Genomic DNA, 15,495 nt, shown 5'->3' with positions numbered 1-15,495 from the left:
GGGAATCTCCTCAGGCGGCGTTCTTGAGTTTCGGGTCCAGCGCGTCGCGCAGGCCGTCACCCATCAAGTTGATTGCCAGCACGCTGAGCAAAATGGTCAAGCCAGGCAAGCTCACTACCCACCAGGCGCGTTCGATGTAGTCACGGGCCGAAGCCAGCATGGTGCCCCACTCAGGCGTTGGCGGTTGTACGCCAAGGCCAAGGAAGCCCAGGGCCGCGGCATCGAGAATCGCCGAGGAAAAGCTCAGGGTCGCCTGTACGATCAGCGGCGCCATGCAGTTGGGCAGCACGGTGACGAACATCAGGCGTGGCAGGCCGGCACCGGCCAGGCGCGCCGCCGTCACGTAGTCGCGGTTCAGCTCGCCCATCACCGCAGCGCGGGTCAGGCGCACGTAGGACGGCAGCGACACGATGGCGATCGCGATCACGGTGTTGATCAGGCCAGGGCCGAGGATGGCGACAATCGCCACCGCCAGCAGCAGCGAAGGCAGGGCCAGCATGATGTCCATCAAACGCATGATGGTCGGGCCGAGCAGGCGCGGGAAGAACCCGGCGAACAGGCCCAGCAGGATGCCGGGGATCAGCGACATCACCACCGACGACAAGCCGATCAGCAGCGACAGGCGCGAACCCTGGATCAGGCGCGAGAGCAGGTCGCGGCCCAGTTCGTCGGTGCCGAGCAGAAACTGCATCTGCCCGCCTTCCAGCCACGCAGGCGGGGTGAGCAGGAAGTCGCGGTATTGCTCGCTCGGGTTATGCGGTGCAACCCAGGGTGCGAAGATCGCGCAGAACACGATCAGCAGCATGAACAGCAGGCCGGCAACCGCACCTTTGTTCTTGGAGAAGGCTTGCCAGAATTCTTTGTACGGGGACGGGTACAGCAGGCTCTGATCGACTGCTGACACTGGAGTAGAGGTAGTCATGGTCATGATCTCAGCGCTGGTGACGGATGCGTGGGTTGGCGAAGCCGTAGAGGATGTCCACCACGAAGTTCACCAGGATCACCAGGCAGGCGATCAGCAGAATGCCGTTCTGCACCACCGGGTAGTCCCGCGCGCCAATGGCTTCGATCAGCCATTTGCCGATGCCGGGCCACGAGAAGATGGTTTCGGTCAGTACCGCACCGGCCAGCAGCGTGCCGACTTGCAGGCCGACCACGGTGAGCACCGGGATCAGTGCGTTGCGCAGCCCGTGCACGAACACCACGCGCGCCGGCGACAGGCCCTTGGCCTTGGCGGTGCGGATGTAGTCTTCACGCAGCACTTCGAGCATCGACGAGCGGGTCATGCGCGCGATTACCGCCAGCGGGATGGTGCCCAGCACGATGGCCGGCAGGATCAAGTGGTGCAAGGCGTCCCAGAACGCGTCCGGCTCGTCGGCCAGCAGCGTGTCGATGAGCATGAAGCCGGTGCGCGGCTCGATGTCGTAGAGCAGGTCGATACGCCCGGAAACCGGGGTCCAGCCCAGGCTTACCGAGAAGAACATGATCAGGATCAGGCCCCACCAGAAGATCGGCATCGAGTAGCCCGCCAGGGAGATGCCCATCACCCCGTGGTCGAACAGCGATCCTCGCTTGAGTGCCGCGATCACCCCGGCCAGCAGGCCCAGGATACCGGCGAACAACAGGGCGGCCATGGACAGTTCCAGGGTCGCCGGAAAGAGTGCGGTGAACTCGGTCCACACGCTGGTGCGGGTGCGCAGGGATTCGCCAAGGTCGCCCTGGGCAAGTTTGCCCACATAGTCCAGGTATTGCGCATACAACGGCTTGTTCAAGCCAAGGCGTTCCATTGCCTGGGCATGCATTTCGGGGTCAACCCGACGCTCGCCCATCATGACTTCTACGGGGTCGCCTGGAATCATGCGAATCAACGCAAAGGTCAGCAACGTGATGCCGAAGAACGTGGGGATCAATAACCCCAGTCGGCGGGCAATAAAACTAAACATCTTGGTGTATACCTCAATCAGCCGGTTAGGCAGGTTCGGCGCCGTCAGGGTCGACGGCGCCGAGCGTTTTTCTTATTTACTTCACCTGGGTGGTGGCGAAGTTATTTGTACCCAGAGGGCTTTGGGTGAAGCCTTCTACGTTCTTGCGCATGGCGGTGAACAGTTTCGGATAAGCCATGGGAAGCCATGGCTGGTCCTTCTCGAAAACATCCTGTGCTTGTTCATAGAGCGCAGCCCGTGAGGCCGGTTCCTTTTCTGCACGGGCCTTGTCGATCAAGTCCTGAAACTCTTTGTTACACCAGCGTGCGTAGTTTTCGCCGTTTTTCGCCGCATCGCAACTCAGGTTGGGTGTGAGGAAGTTGTCCGGGTCACCGTTATCGCCGACCCAGCCAGCCGAAACCATGTCGTGCTCGCCGTTTTTAGCGCGCTTGAGCATTTCGCCCCATTCCATGACTTTGATATTGACCTTCAGGCCAATCTGCGCCAGATCCGCCTGCATGCGCTGGGCGCCGAGCATTGGATTGGGGTTGGTCGGGCCGCCGCCGTTGCGGGTGAACAGGGTGAATTCGGTGCCTTCCGGTACGCCGGCTTCCTTGAGCAGGGCGCGGGCCTTGTCCAGATCGCGGGGCGGGTTTTTCAGTTTGTCGTTGAAACCCAGCAAGGTCGGCGGATAAGGGCCGGTACCCACTACCGCATTGCCTTTGCCGAACAGGGCTTCGGTGTAGCCTGCCTTGTCGAACGCGATGTTGATCGCATGACGTACCCGGGCATCGCTCATGTATTTGTGGGTGGTGTTCATCGCGGTGTAACTGGTGGTCATCGCCGCCAGTTCGTCAACTTTCAGGTTCGGGTCTTTCTTGATGCTCGGAATATCATCCGGCTTGGGGAACAGCGCGATCTGACATTCGTTGGCCTTGAGCTTCTGCAGGCGCACGTTGTTATCGATGCTGATCGCCAGGATCAACGGATCAACTGCCGGTTTGCCGCGAAAGTACTCAGGGTTGGCCTTGAAGCGCGCCTGGGCATCTTTTTGATAACGGATGAAGATGAATGGGCCAGTGCCGATGGGCTTGGCGTTGAGGTCATCGGTCTTGCCGGACTTGAGCAGCTGGTCGGCGTATTCCTTGGAGTGGATTGAAGAGAATGCCATGCCCAGGTCGGCCAGGAACGGTGCTTCAGGACGGGTCAGGGTAAAGACGACGGTGTGATCATCGGTCTTCTCTACGCTCTTGAGCAGTTCCTTGAAGCCCATGCTTTCGAAGTACGGGTAGCCTACGAGCGACTTTTTATGCCACGGGTGATTCGGGTCCAGCTGGCGCTGGAAGCTCCAAAGCACGTCGTCGGCGTTCAGGTTGCGCGTGGGTTTGAAATAGTCGGTGGTGTGGAACTTGATATCGTCACGCAGGTGGAACGTGTAGGTCAGGCCATCGGCGCTGATTTCCGGCAGGTCCTTGGCCAGCGCCGGGACCACTTCAGTGGTGCCGGGCTTGAAGTCCACCAGGCGGTTGAACATGGTTTCGGCTGCGGCGTCAGCGGTCACGGCGGTGGTGTACAGGACCGGGTCAAAACCTTCCGGGCTGGCTTCGGTGCAGACCACCAGCGGTTTGGCCGAAACGCCGATCGCCACGCTCAACAGCGCAGCGGCCATGGCAGCTTGTAACGGGAGCATTTTCATTCAGAGCCCTCTGCAATCGATGGAGCCAGAAACGCGAAGACGGCGGGCTCGTCCTGAGCCCGCCGCTTACCTGGCGCTAATTAAAGAATGTTGAACGGGATGGTGGTGACCAGACGGAACTCTTTGATGCTGCCGTCGGACTGGAACTCGCTGCCACGGTGCTCAACGTAGGTTGCGCGCACGGTAGTGGCTTTGAGCGGGCCGCTCTGCAGGGCGTAAGAGGCGCCTACACCGTATTCCTGGTGCTTCTCGCCGTCCTGGGACTGGATACCGTCGTAGGCGAACTTGGCGCGACCATTGTTGCCGGTGTAGTGGGTACCGTCGATGCCCCAGCCGCGGGCCGAGTAGGCGTTGAACTTCAGGCCTGGCACGCCGTATTCGGCCATGTTGATGGCGTAGGCGATCTGGAACGATTTCTCGTTCGGGCCGTTGAAGTCGGACGTCAGGGAGTTGGCCAGGTAGATGCCGTTGGTTTCGTGCAGGTAGTCGAAGTACTCGTTACCGTTCACTTGCTGGTAGCCGAAGGTCAGGCTGTGGGCCTGGTGAGTCAGGCCAAGGGACAGGGAGAAGGTATCGTTGTCGATTTCCCCCATCTCTTTTTTACCTTCATCGACCGTCTTGTAGTAGTTGAAGCCGGTGGTCAGGCCCAGTTGCTGAGCGTCGCCCAGTTCGTGGGTCGCGCCGAAGTAGTACTGGTTCCAGAAGTCCTTCACGTTGGCGGCGAAGAAGCTGGTCTTCAGGCTTTTCAGCGGCTGGTAGTTCACACCCAGGGTGGAGACCTTGTCGGTTTCCGCGCCATTGCCGTATTCGCTGCGGAATTTCGACAGGCTCTGTTCGGTACGCGGGGAAACGCGATCGAAAATGCCGCCCTGGAACGACAGGTTGCTGAACTCTGCGCTGTTGAAGCTCACACCCTGGAAGCTTGAAGGCAGCGCACGGTTGCCGATGGTGTCGACGATGCCGCTGCTGAAGTTCTGGCGACCGGCGGTCAGTGTGGTGTTGGACACGCGGAACTGCACGTTGGCCAGGCCCAGTTTGCTCCACTGGTCGACGGCATCACCGTTGGAGTCGGCCAGGGTGCGGTTGGAGCCGCCCTTGATATCACGCTTGCTGCGGTCCAGGACCAGCGCGTTGTACACCGCCACTTCGGTCTTGACGCCGACAGTGCCCTGGGTGAAACCCGAGCTGGCGTTGAGGATGGTGCCCTGCACCCAGTTGGTACGGTTGCGGTCGGTACGGGTTTCACCATGCTTCTGGTAGGAGAAGGTGCCCCCACGGTATTTGCTTTCATGGGAGTACCAGTTACGCGTGGTGCCGCCCAGGCTGAAATCTTCGATGAAGCCCTTGGCCTCGCTTTGGGCGCTGGTGCCGGCCAGAGTGGTAGGAACGAAGTCCTGGCTCTGGGTTTCAGCGTAGGCGGTGGCCGTGATGCTGCTGATGGCCAGGGCCAGAAGCGCTTTGCTGCTCAGTTTCATGGGTGAAGCTCCTTTGGTTCTCTTTTTTATGCCGGTCTTTTTAGGTGAACCGGCTATTGGGTGTGTAACTCGTTCAAGCTATTGCAAACGTTTGGCGTAGGAAAATTCCCAACAAAAGCCTGCACGTTTGCCGCAGGGCCAACATCGCCCTGCGCCATCCGGTTATTTTTTCTTATGGGGTGATACTGACGCCCGAGAACACGTTGCGGCCGAAGGGGCTCACTTTGAAGCCTTCGACTTTGGCGCTTAACGGCTGGTTGACCGTCGAGTGGGCGACTGGCGTGATCGGCACCTGCTGCTTGAGCAGTTGCTGTGCCTGTTTGTACAGAACAGTCCTTTGTTCACGGTCGGTGACGACCTTGGCTTGCTTGATCAGCTTGTCGTACGCCGGGTCACACCACATGGAGTAGTTGTTCCCGCCGATGGCGTCGCAGCTGTAGAGGGTGCCCAGCCAGTTGTCCGGGTCACCGTTGTCGCCGGTCCAGCCGATCAGGCTGACATCATGCTCACCGTTCTTGGTGCGCTTGATGTATTCGCCCCATTCGTAGCTGACGATCTTCACTTTCAGGCCGATCTTGGCCCAATCGTTCTGCAGCATTTCAGCCATCAGCTTGGCGTTGGGGTTGTACGGACGTTGTACCGGCATCGCCCAGAGGGTGATCTCGGTGCCTTCCTTCACGCCGGCGGCCTTGAGCAGTTCCTTGGCTTTTTCCGGGTTGTAGGCGGCGTCCTTGATGCTGTCGTCGTAGGACCATTGGGTCGGCGGCATGGCGTTGACGGCCAGTTGTCCCGCACCCTGGTAGACGGCGTTGAGGATGCTCTGCTTGTTCACCGCCATGTCCAGCGCCTGGCGCACTTCAAGCTGGTCGAACGGCTTGTGGCGCACGTTGTAGGCGATGTAGCCGAGGTTGAAGCCCGGCTTGGTCAGCAGTTGCAGGTTCGGGTCGGCCTTGAGCGCGTCGACATCGGCAGGGCGCGGGTGCAGGGTGATCTGGCATTCGCCGGCCTTGAGCTTCTGCACGCGCACCGAAGCGTCGGTGTTGATGGCGAAGATCAGTTGGTCGAGCTTGACCCGGCTCGGGTCCCAGTACTGTTTGTTCGCCACGTAGCGAATCTGCGAGTCTTTCTGGTAACGCTGGAACACAAACGGGCCGGTGCCGATCGGCTTCTGGTTGATATCGCTGGGTTTGCCTTCCTTGAGCAACTGCTCGGCATACTCGGCGGAGAGGATCGCGGCGAAACTCATGGCGATGTTTTGCACGAACGCGGCGTCGACCGTGTTCAAGGTGATCACCACGGTGTGCGGGTCGGTTTTTTCGACCTTGGCGATGTTCTTGTTCAGGCTCATCCCGTTGAAGTAGGGGAACTCGGTAGGGTAGGCCTTGCGAAACGGATGGTCGGGGTCAAGCATGCGGTTGAAGGTGAACAGCACGTCGTCGGCGTTGAAGTCGCGCGTCGGCTTGAACTCCTTGTTGCTGTGGAACTTCACCCCTTCACGCAGGTGAAACGTGTAGGTCAGTCCGTCTTCGGAAATATCCCAGTTGGTGGCCAGCCCGGGCACGACGTCAGTTGCACCCTTTTCGAACTCGACCAGGCGGTTGTACAACGGCTCTGCAGCGTCGTTGTCGGTGGCGGTGGTGTATTGCGCGGTGTCAAAGCCTGCCGGGCTGCCCTCGGAGCAGAACACCAGGCTCTTCTTGTCGGCGGCTTCAGCCGTTGTGGCCACGGCCAGAAGGCTGGTGGCAAACAGTGCGGATAGAACGGTGGTATGGCGCATGACGATCCCGATCCTTGTTTGTAGTTATCAACAGCGAGCGGTCCCACTGGCCACAGCCAGGGAGACATCACTGATCCCACACACAGCGAGTACCTTTCTCAAATTGGGGCCTCTGCCGTCCTACGACGTTATGGGTCGCGGACTTCACAGTAAATGCGCCAAATCGGACTGGCCTTGTAGGTAACGGAGACATGAAGCGCAGTTCATTACTGTAGGACGGCGGCGCTTAAAATGTGGTCTGTTTCCTACGATCTAGGCGGATGAAATAACGGCGACGTTGTGAAACGTCGCCGCTATTGATCCTTACTTGCCGCTTACGCTCACGCCGTAGAAGGAGTTCAAGCCAAACGGGCTGATCTTGAAGTCCTGCACGGTGTTGCGCATGGGTTGATACACCGTCGAGTGCGCGATAGGTGTCATCGGAACTGCGTCTTTGAGTACATGTTGCGCCTGCTTGTACAGCTCGGTGCGTTTGGCGACATCCGATGTGGCCTTGGCTTGTTTCACGATGCCGTCGAATTTCTTGTCGCACCACTTGGAGAAGTTGTTGCCCGACAGCGAGTCGCAGCCGAACAGCACGTTCAGCCAGTTGTCCGGGTCACCATTGTCGCCGCTCCAGCCAATGATCATGGCCTGGTTCTCGCCGCCCTTGGAGCGCTTGATGTACTCGCCCCACTCGTAGCTGGTGATCTTGACCTTCAAGCCGATCTTGGACCAGTCGTTCTGCAGCATCTCAGCCATCAGTTTGGCGTTCGGGTTGTACGGACGCTGAACCGGCATGGCCCACAGCACGATCTCGGTGCCTTCCTTGATGCCGGCTTCCTTGAGCAGCGCCTTGGCTTTCTCGGGATTGTAGGCGGCGTCCTTGATGGTGGTGTCGTAGGACCATTGGGTCGGCGGCATGGCGTTGACGGCCAATTGACCGGCACCCTGGTACACCGAGTCGATGATCTGCTGCTTGTTCACCGACATGTCCAGCGCCTGACGTACGCGCAGGTCTGCCAGCGGGTTTGGCTGATCGCTGCCCTTGACCTTGTCCATCACGTTGTAGGCCACGTAGCCCAGGTTGAAACCGGCCTGGTGCGGCAGTTTCAGGTCCTTGTCTTCACCCAGCGCCTTGAGGTCGGCCGGACGCGGGAACAGGGTGACCTGGCATTCGTTTTTCTTGAGCTTCTGGATACGCACCGACGGGTCAGTGGTGATGGCGAAGATCAGGTTATCGATCTTCACGTCTTCAGGTTTCCAGTAGTCCTTGTTGCCGGTGTAGCGAATGTTCGAGTCTTTCTGGTAGCTCTTGAACACGAACGGACCGGTGCCGACCGGCTTCTGGTTGATGTCGGCAGGTTTGCCTTCCTTCAACAATTGCGCGGCGTATTCGGCGGATTGGATCGAGGCGAAGCTCATTGCCATGTTCTGAATGAACGCGGCGTCCACGGTGCCAAGGGTGAACTTGACGGTGTTGTCATCGATTTTCTCGATGTTCTTGATGTTGGTGTCCATCCCCATGTCCGTGAAATACGGGAACTCGGTGGGGTAGGCCTTACGGAATGGATCGTCTTTATTGATCATCCGGTTGAACGTGAACAGGACGTCGTCGGCCGAAAATTCACGAGTCGGCTTGAAGTACGGGGTGGTGTGGAACTTGACGCCTTCGCGCAGGTGGAAGGTATACGTCAGGCCGTCCGGGGACACGTCCCAGCTGGTGGCGAGGCCAGGCACCACGGCGGTGCCGCCGCGTTCGAACTGGCTCAGGCGGTTGAACATGGTTTCGGCCGAGGCATCGAAGTCTGTTCCGGTGGTGTACTGGCCTGGGTCAAAACCGGCCGGGCTCCCTTCGGAGCAGAACACCAGGTTAGTTGCCGCTTGGGCAAATGGGGCTGCGGCCATAAGGCCAGCGCTCACTAATAACGGAAGGACTGCGTGTTTAAGCATGTTGGCCTCATGATTTGTTGTCATTTTTGGTGGTGAGGGCGACCTCGTGAGTCGGCCTGCGGATACTTATGCAGGCGCCATACCCATTGCAAGATGTTGAACGGTTGCAAGCACCAAACAGTGGGACGGGCGTACAAGAATGTCGCATTTATGAAAGTTTCGACATAAATGTGTCCGTTTGGCGGTTTTTTTCGGTGCGTCGGGCGCACCGCAAAAGCCCAATCGAGGCGTCTAGTGCACTCGATTGGGGCGTTGTTGTTACTTATCTAGACTCACGCCGTAGAACGGTGTCAGCCCGAACGGGCTGATCTTGAAGTCGCGCACTTGCTTGCGCATTGGCTGGAAAACCGTCGAGTTCGCAATAGGCGTTATAGGTACTTGTTCCTTAAGGATTTGTTGTGCCTGTTGATACCACTTGATGCGCTGTTCGCGGTCGTTGCTGACCTTGGCCTGCTGCACCAGCTTGTCATAGGCCGGGTTACACCATTTGGCGTAGTTGCTGCCCTTGACTGCGGCACAACTGTAGAGCACGCCGAGCCAGTTATCGGGGTCGCCGTTGTCGCCGGTCCAGCCATAAATCATCGCGTCGTGTTCACCATTTTTGGCGCGCTTGATGTATTCGCCCCACTCATAGCTGACGATATTGGCCTTGATGCCGACCTTGGCCCAGTCCTGCTGGATCATTTGTGCGGACATGCGCGCGTTCGGGTTGGAGGCGCGTTGCACGGTCATCGCCCAAAGATCGATGGTGGTACCAGGTGCAACCCCTGCTTCTTTTAGTAGCGCCCGGGCCTTGGTCGGGTCGTACGGTGCATCCTTGATCGCCGGGTCATAAGACCACTGCGCCGGTGGCAGTGCGTTCTGCGCCAATTGTCCGGCGCCCTGGTAAACCGCCTTGATGATTGCAGGCTTGTCGATGGCCATATCCAGGGCCTGGCGCACTTTGAGCTGGTCCAGTGGCGGATGGGTAACGTTGTACGCCAGGAAACCCAGGTTGAAGCCGGCCTGCTGCAGCACGCGCAAGTCAGGGTCCTGCTTCATCACCTCGATGTCGGCGGGGCGCGGGTAGCCGCTGACCTGGCATTCGCCGGCCTTGAGTTTCTGCAGGCGCGCGGCGGCGTCCGGGGTAATGGCGAAGACCAGGTTGTCGAGTTTCACGTCCTCGGGCTTCCAATACTGTTTATTGGCGACGTAGCGGATCTGCGCGTCTTTCTGGTAGCGCTTGAACACGAACGGTCCGGTGCCCACCGGTTTCTGATTGATGTCCTCGGCCTTGCCTTGCTTGAGGAGCTGGGCGGCGTACTCGGCCGATTGCACCGAGGCGAAACTCATGGCCAGGTTCTGCACGAACGAGGCATCGACGTTGTTCAGGTTGAAGCGCACGGTGTGGTCGCCGAGTTTGTCGACGCTTTTGATCGTGGTGTTCAGGCCCATGTCGGTGAAGTAGGGCGATTCGGAGGGGTAGGCCTTGCGAAACGGGCTCTCGGCATCCAGCAGGCGTGTGAAGGTAAACACCACATCATCGGCGTTGAAGTCGCGGGTCGGGGTGAAGAAGTCGGTGGTGTGAAACTTGACGCCATCACGTAAGTGGAAGGTGTAGGTGAGGCCGTCTTCGGACACCTCCCAGCGGGTGGCGAGGCCGGGCTCGACTTCGGTGCCGCCACGCTTGAACTGGGTGAGGCGGTTGAATACGGTTTCGGCGGAGGCGTCAAAGTCGGTGCCGCTGGTGTATTGGCTGGGATCGAAGCCGGCGGGGCTGGCTTCGGAGCAGTAGACCAGGGTGGTGGAGGCGTGAGCCAGCGGCATAAAGGCCAGGAGGCCTGCGGCAAGGAGGAGCGGTTTGAAGGCAATTCTGTCCATGGAGACCCCTGAAATCGCAACCCTGTAAAAGCTGCGCAAATGAAAACGGCGGTCACCGAGGTTACCGCCGTTCAGGGTTGTCAGGTAGGGGTCACTGCATCTGCACTTCAATCACGCCGTCTGCGCTCATGTTGACCTGGCTGGTGCCGGCTTCCACTTCAGGCGTGGGCGCCGAATCGGCCATCGCCGCTTTCATCATCATGGCGCCGCGCGCGTAGGGCATCGGGTAGCCGTTGGTGTTGAAATTCAGGTTGACGATTTTGTAACCCTTGCCGCCGAGTGCATCGGTAGCCAGTTGCGCACGGGCCTTGAACGCTGCCACTGCGTCTTTGAGCATCGCATCTTCGCTGGCCTTGCGCGTGCTGTCAGCGATGGCGAAGTCCATGCTGTCCATTTTCAGGGTGTTCAACAGCTCGCCGGTGAGTTTGGACAGTGCCGGGAAGTCCGCGCTTTCCAGGCGCAGTTCGGCGCGTTCACGCCAGCCGGTGATTTTCTGGTTTTTGCTGTCGTAGATCGGGTAGCTGTTGCGGCTGCCCTGGCGCAGGGTCACGGCCTTGACTTCGCGCGCCTGGCCCAGGGCGGTGTTCATGGTGGTGGTGATTTCAGCGGCAAGCTTGGCCGGGTCGGCGTTCTGCGATTCGGTGTAGAGGGTCACGATCATCTTGTCGCGCGCCACTTCCTGGCTGACTTCGGCGCGCAGGGAGATCTGGTTGTAATGCAGTTCATCGGCGGCCATGGCCGGCAGGCTGGCCAGGGCGCTGGCACCGAGGGTGAGGACAGCGGCACTGCGAATGAAACGGGACATGAAAGCTCCTTGGGATTGTCGTGTTCGGTATGACTGTAGACGGTGGCGCCGGGTTCTTCGGGTTTACATATTCCCTACATGTTGTGACGGCGCCGACGAACGGTCATCTGCCCCCGCCTGCGTCAAAGAGCCACACGCGCCGTGCCGGCGGGTCTGCTTCGTTTATACTTGTGCCGATCCGCCTGCAGCGCTCATCGGGAGAGCTCATGCTCGCCGCCGTAAAACTGACTTCCGCCACCCGCCAGAACCTCTGGCGCCTGACGTTCATCCGCACGTTGGTATTGGCCGCACAGGCCGGTTCCGTCGGGCTCGCCTATTGGTTCGACCTGCTGCCGCTGCCCTGGCTGCAACTGGCCGTGACCCTCGGCTTTTCCAGCGTGCTGTGTGCGTTTACCGCCATCCGCTTGCGCACCACTTGGCCGGTCACCGAGTTGGAATACGCGCTGCAATTGGCCTGCGACCTGTTTATCCACAGTGTGTTGCTGTACTTCTCCGGCGGTTCCACCAACCCGTTTGTGTCTTATTACCTGGTGCCGCTGACCATTGCCGCCGTGACCCTGCCGTGGCGCTATTCGGTGGTGCTGTCGGGCATCGCGCTGACGCTGTACACGCTGCTGCTGGCGCAATTCTATCCACTGCAGACCTTTCCGATCGCTCGGGAAAATCTGCAGATCTACGGGATGTGGCTCAGCTTTGCCTTGTCCGCCGCCGTTATCACGTTTTTTGCCGCGCGCATGGCCGAAGAGTTGCGCCGTCAGGAAGAGCTGCGCGCGATTCGCCGTGAAGAAGGCCTGCGCGACCAGCAATTGCTGGCAGTCGCCACGCAGGCGGCAGGTGCCGCCCATGAGCTGGGCACGCCGCTGGCGACCATGAGCGTGCTGCTCAAGGAGATGACCCAGGACCATCACGACCCGGCGTTGCAGGATGACCTCAGCGTGCTGCAGGAACAGGTCAAGCAGTGCAAGTTGACCCTGCAGCAACTGGTACGCGCCGCCGAAGCCAATCGGCGTCTGGCGGTCGAGATGCAGGATGTCACCCAGTGGCTCGACGAAGCCCTGAACCGCTGGCACCTGATGCGCCCTGAAGCCAGTTACCGTTTCAGCCTGTTGGGCCAGGGCAGCGTACCGCGCATGGCGCCGCCGCCGGACCTCACCCAGGCCTTGCTCAACCTGTTGAACAATGCCGCCGACGCCTGCCCTGAAGGCCTGGGCGTGCAGTTGGACTGGGACGCGGAAAACGTCACCATCAGCATTCGTGACCACGGCGCGGGCGTGCCGCTGGCCATTGCCGAGCAGATCGGCAAACCGTTTTTTACCACCAAGGGCAAAGGTTTCGGCCTCGGCCTGTTTTTGAGCAAGGCCAGCGTGACCCGCGCGGGCGGCTCAGTGAAGCTCTATAGTCATGAGGAAGGCGGTACGCTCACCGAGCTGCGCCTGCCCCGTGTCGCACGAGGAGATATCGATGAGTGACGAGATCCAAGTCGAAGGCGAAGAACTGCCGCATTTGTTGCTGGTAGATGATGACGCCACCTTTACCCGCGTGATGGCGCGTGCCATGAGCCGTCGCGGCTTTCGCGTCAGCACCGCAGGCTCGGCCGAAGAAGGCCTGACCATCGCCCAGGCCGACCTGCCGGACTACGCCGCGCTCGACCTGAAAATGGACGGCGACTCGGGCCTGGTGCTGTTGCCCAAGCTGCTCGAACTCGACCCGGAAATGCGCGTGGTGATCCTCACCGGCTATTCCAGCATCGCCACTGCCGTCGAAGCCATCAAGCGTGGCGCCTGCAACTACCTGTGCAAGCCGGCGGATGCCGATGACGTGCTCGCCGCGCTGCTGTCCGAGCACGCCGACCTCGATACCCTGGTTCCGGAAAACCCCATGTCGGTGGACCGCCTGCAGTGGGAGCACATCCAGCGTGTACTGACCGAGCACGAAGGCAATATCTCCGCCACCGCTCGCGCGTTGGGCATGCACCGACGTACCTTGCAGCGTAAGTTGCAGAAGCGCCCGGTGCGACGCTGAACGGCGACTGAACAACCCGCTTCAGGCTGCACGGATGCACGAACCGATCACCTATGATCGGTTCAAACGCCTGTGATGTTTTCCTACCGAGCCTGAACAATGAATCAGAACGCTGAATATTCCGCGGTCAACGATGCGGTGCGCGGGCAATTCTTCCGCCGAACCTGGGCCATGATCACGCCGTATTGGCGCAGTGAAGAGAAGGGCAGGGCCTGGTTGCTGCTGGCCGCCGTAATTGCTTTGTCGCTGTTCAGCGTGGCGATCTCGGTGTGGATCAACCACTGGTACAAGGATTTCTACAACGCGCTGGAGAAGAAGGACACGGCTGCTTTCTGGCAATTGATCGTTTACTTCGGCGGTATCGCGGCTGTGGCGATCCTGGGCGCGGTGTACCGCCTGTACCTGACCCAGATGCTCACCATCCGCTGGCGTGCCTGGCTGACCGAACAGCACTTCGCACGCTGGCTCGCCCACAAGAACTACTACCAGCTGGAGCAGGGCGGCTACACCGATAACCCGGACCAGCGGATTTCCGAAGACCTCAATACGTTCACCTCCAGCACCTTGAGCCTGGGCCTGGGACTGCTGCGCAACGTGGTCAGCCTGGTGTCGTTCTCGATCATCCTGTGGGGCGTGTCGGGCAGCATCGAGGTGTTCGGCCTCACCATTCCCGGCTACATGTTCTGGTGCGCGCTGCTGTACGCCGCCGTGGGCAGTTGGCTGACGCACTTGATCGGGCGTCGCCTGATCGGCTTGAGCAACCAGCAACAGCGCTTCGAAGCGGATTTGCGTTTCTCCATGGTACGGGTACGTGAAAATGCCGAAAGCATCGCGCTGTACAACGGCGAACCGAATGAAAAGCAACGCCTGAGCACGCGCTTCGGCAAGGTCTGGCACAACTTCTGGGACATCATGAAAGTGTCCAAGCGCCTGACCTTCTTTACCGCCGGCTACAGCCAGATCGCGATTATCTTCCCGTTTATCGTCGCCGCGCCGCGCTACTTCACCGGTAAGATCGAACTGGGCGAACTGATGCAAATCAACTCGGCGTTCGGCAATGTGCAGGAGAACTTCAGCTGGTTTATCAACGCCTACTCGGAACTGGCGTCGTGGCGCGCTACCAGTGACCGTCTGCTGAGTTTCCAGCAGGCCATGAGCGACAACGAGCAGCGTGCCCCGGCCATCGATGTGCGCCCTGAAGGCGAACACCTGGTGATCAAGAATCTGGGCATGGACCTGGCCGACGGCCGTCACTTGCTCACCGACGCCGACATGACCGTGGAGCCTGGCCAGCGCGTGATGCTCAGCGGGCGTTCCGGCAGCGGCAAGAGCACCTTGCTGCGGGCGATGGGGCATCTGTGGCCGGCCGGCCATGGCAGCATTCGCCTGCCGGCGACGCGCTATCTGTTTCTGCCGCAGAAGCCGTATTTACCGATTGGCACGCTTAAGGCCGTGTTGAGTTATCCACAGGACGACAGCGTCTATCCGGCAGAGCGTTATGCACAAGTCCTGGAAGCCTGCCGCCTGCCGCATCTGGTCAGCCGCCTGGATGAAGCCAACCACTGGCAGCGCATGCTCTCGCCCGGCGAGCAACAGCGCCTGGCCTTTGCCCGTGCGTTATTGTTCGCGCCGCAGTGGCTGTACATGGACGAAGCGACCTCGGCCATGGATGAGGAGGATGAGGCAACGTTGTATCAGGCGCTGATCGATGAACTGCCGGGGTTGAGCATCGTCAGCGTCGGCCACCGCAGCAGTCTCAAGCGCTTCCATGAAAGGCATGTGCGGATCGAGGGTGGGCGGTTGCAGGAGCAGATTTAAAGTCTTGCTCGGTCAAGTGTGGGAGGGGGCTTGCCCCCGATGGCTGCCTTTGGGCCGACTGGGGTGTTGGATCAGACCGAGTACATATCCGTTTCTGTGGTAACGGCCACTTAGGGTTCCGCCCTGACGGCGGCTCACTTTTGAAAAGCGCAAAAGTAAGCAAAACGCTCTTGCCCCACCACTCGGCA

The 15,495-nt window shown here is 59.9% G+C and carries 11 protein-coding genes; 3 read left to right on the top strand and 8 right to left on the bottom strand.

Annotation, left to right across the window (positions count from 1 at the left end; translation table 11 throughout):
• Window positions 1-10 precede the first annotated feature (10 nt).
• From J1G34_RS10725 to J1G34_RS10690, 8 genes are all read right to left on the bottom strand, one after another.
• Window positions 11-922, bottom strand: a complete 912-nt coding sequence (locus J1G34_RS10725) for an ABC transporter permease subunit (RefSeq protein ID WP_065883645.1) — start codon at window positions 920-922, stop codon at window positions 11-13.
• Window positions 923-932: 10 nt separating this feature from the next.
• A complete protein-coding gene (locus tag J1G34_RS10720) occupies window positions 933-1,943 on the bottom strand; it encodes an ABC transporter permease subunit (protein ID WP_003171721.1) in 1,011 nt (336 codons plus the stop codon).
• 76 nt (window positions 1,944-2,019) lie between these two features.
• Window positions 2,020-3,618 (bottom strand): ABC transporter substrate-binding protein, encoded by a 1,599-nt coding sequence (locus J1G34_RS10715; RefSeq protein ID WP_222993998.1) that lies wholly within the window; start codon window positions 3,616-3,618, stop codon window positions 2,020-2,022.
• Between the two features lie 80 nt (window positions 3,619-3,698).
• Window positions 3,699-5,093, bottom strand: a complete 1,395-nt coding sequence (locus tag J1G34_RS10710; protein ID WP_065883650.1) for an OprD family outer membrane porin — start codon at window positions 5,091-5,093, stop codon at window positions 3,699-3,701.
• Window positions 5,094-5,265: 172 nt separating this feature from the next.
• Complete coding sequence (locus J1G34_RS10705; RefSeq protein WP_065883652.1) at window positions 5,266-6,870, bottom strand: ABC transporter substrate-binding protein; 1,605 nt, start codon at window positions 6,868-6,870, stop codon at window positions 5,266-5,268.
• A gap of 303 nt (window positions 6,871-7,173) precedes the next feature.
• A complete protein-coding gene (locus J1G34_RS10700) occupies window positions 7,174-8,802 on the bottom strand; it encodes an ABC transporter substrate-binding protein (protein WP_130138977.1) in 1,629 nt (542 codons plus the stop codon).
• 258 nt (window positions 8,803-9,060) lie between these two features.
• Window positions 9,061-10,662, bottom strand: coding sequence for an ABC transporter substrate-binding protein (locus J1G34_RS10695; protein WP_222993996.1), 1,602 nt, complete (start codon window positions 10,660-10,662; stop codon window positions 9,061-9,063).
• A 91-nt stretch (window positions 10,663-10,753) separates the two neighbouring features.
• On the bottom strand, window positions 10,754-11,467 hold the full coding sequence (locus tag J1G34_RS10690; protein ID WP_065893640.1) for an SIMPL domain-containing protein: 714 nt from the start codon (window positions 11,465-11,467) through the stop codon (window positions 10,754-10,756).
• Window positions 11,468-11,673: 206 nt separating this feature from the next.
• Here J1G34_RS10690 and J1G34_RS10685 point away from each other — a divergent pair, with 206 nt between their 5' ends.
• The 3 genes from J1G34_RS10685 (at window position 11,674) to J1G34_RS10675 (ending at window position 15,307) form a co-directional block, all read left to right on the top strand.
• Complete coding sequence (locus J1G34_RS10685; protein WP_065893639.1) at window positions 11,674-12,936, top strand: ATP-binding protein; 1,263 nt, start codon at window positions 11,674-11,676, stop codon at window positions 12,934-12,936.
• The gene (locus J1G34_RS10680; protein WP_003171731.1) at window positions 12,929-13,489 is read left to right on the top strand and encodes a response regulator transcription factor; all 561 of its coding nucleotides are present in this window, start codon (window positions 12,929-12,931) and stop codon (window positions 13,487-13,489) included. Before J1G34_RS10685 ends, J1G34_RS10680 begins: the two co-directional genes overlap by 8 nt.
• Window positions 13,490-13,588: 99 nt before the next feature.
• The gene (locus tag J1G34_RS10675; RefSeq protein ID WP_222993994.1) at window positions 13,589-15,307 is read left to right on the top strand and encodes an ABC transporter ATP-binding protein/permease; all 1,719 of its coding nucleotides are present in this window, start codon (window positions 13,589-13,591) and stop codon (window positions 15,305-15,307) included.
• Window positions 15,308-15,495: the final 188 nt, after the last annotated feature.

Source organism: Pseudomonas sp. Wu6 (genome assembly GCF_019891515.1).
Classification (GTDB): domain Bacteria; phylum Pseudomonadota; class Gammaproteobacteria; order Pseudomonadales; family Pseudomonadaceae; genus Aquipseudomonas; species Aquipseudomonas orientalis_A.
This window is presented reverse-complemented; position numbering and strand designations above follow the sequence as displayed.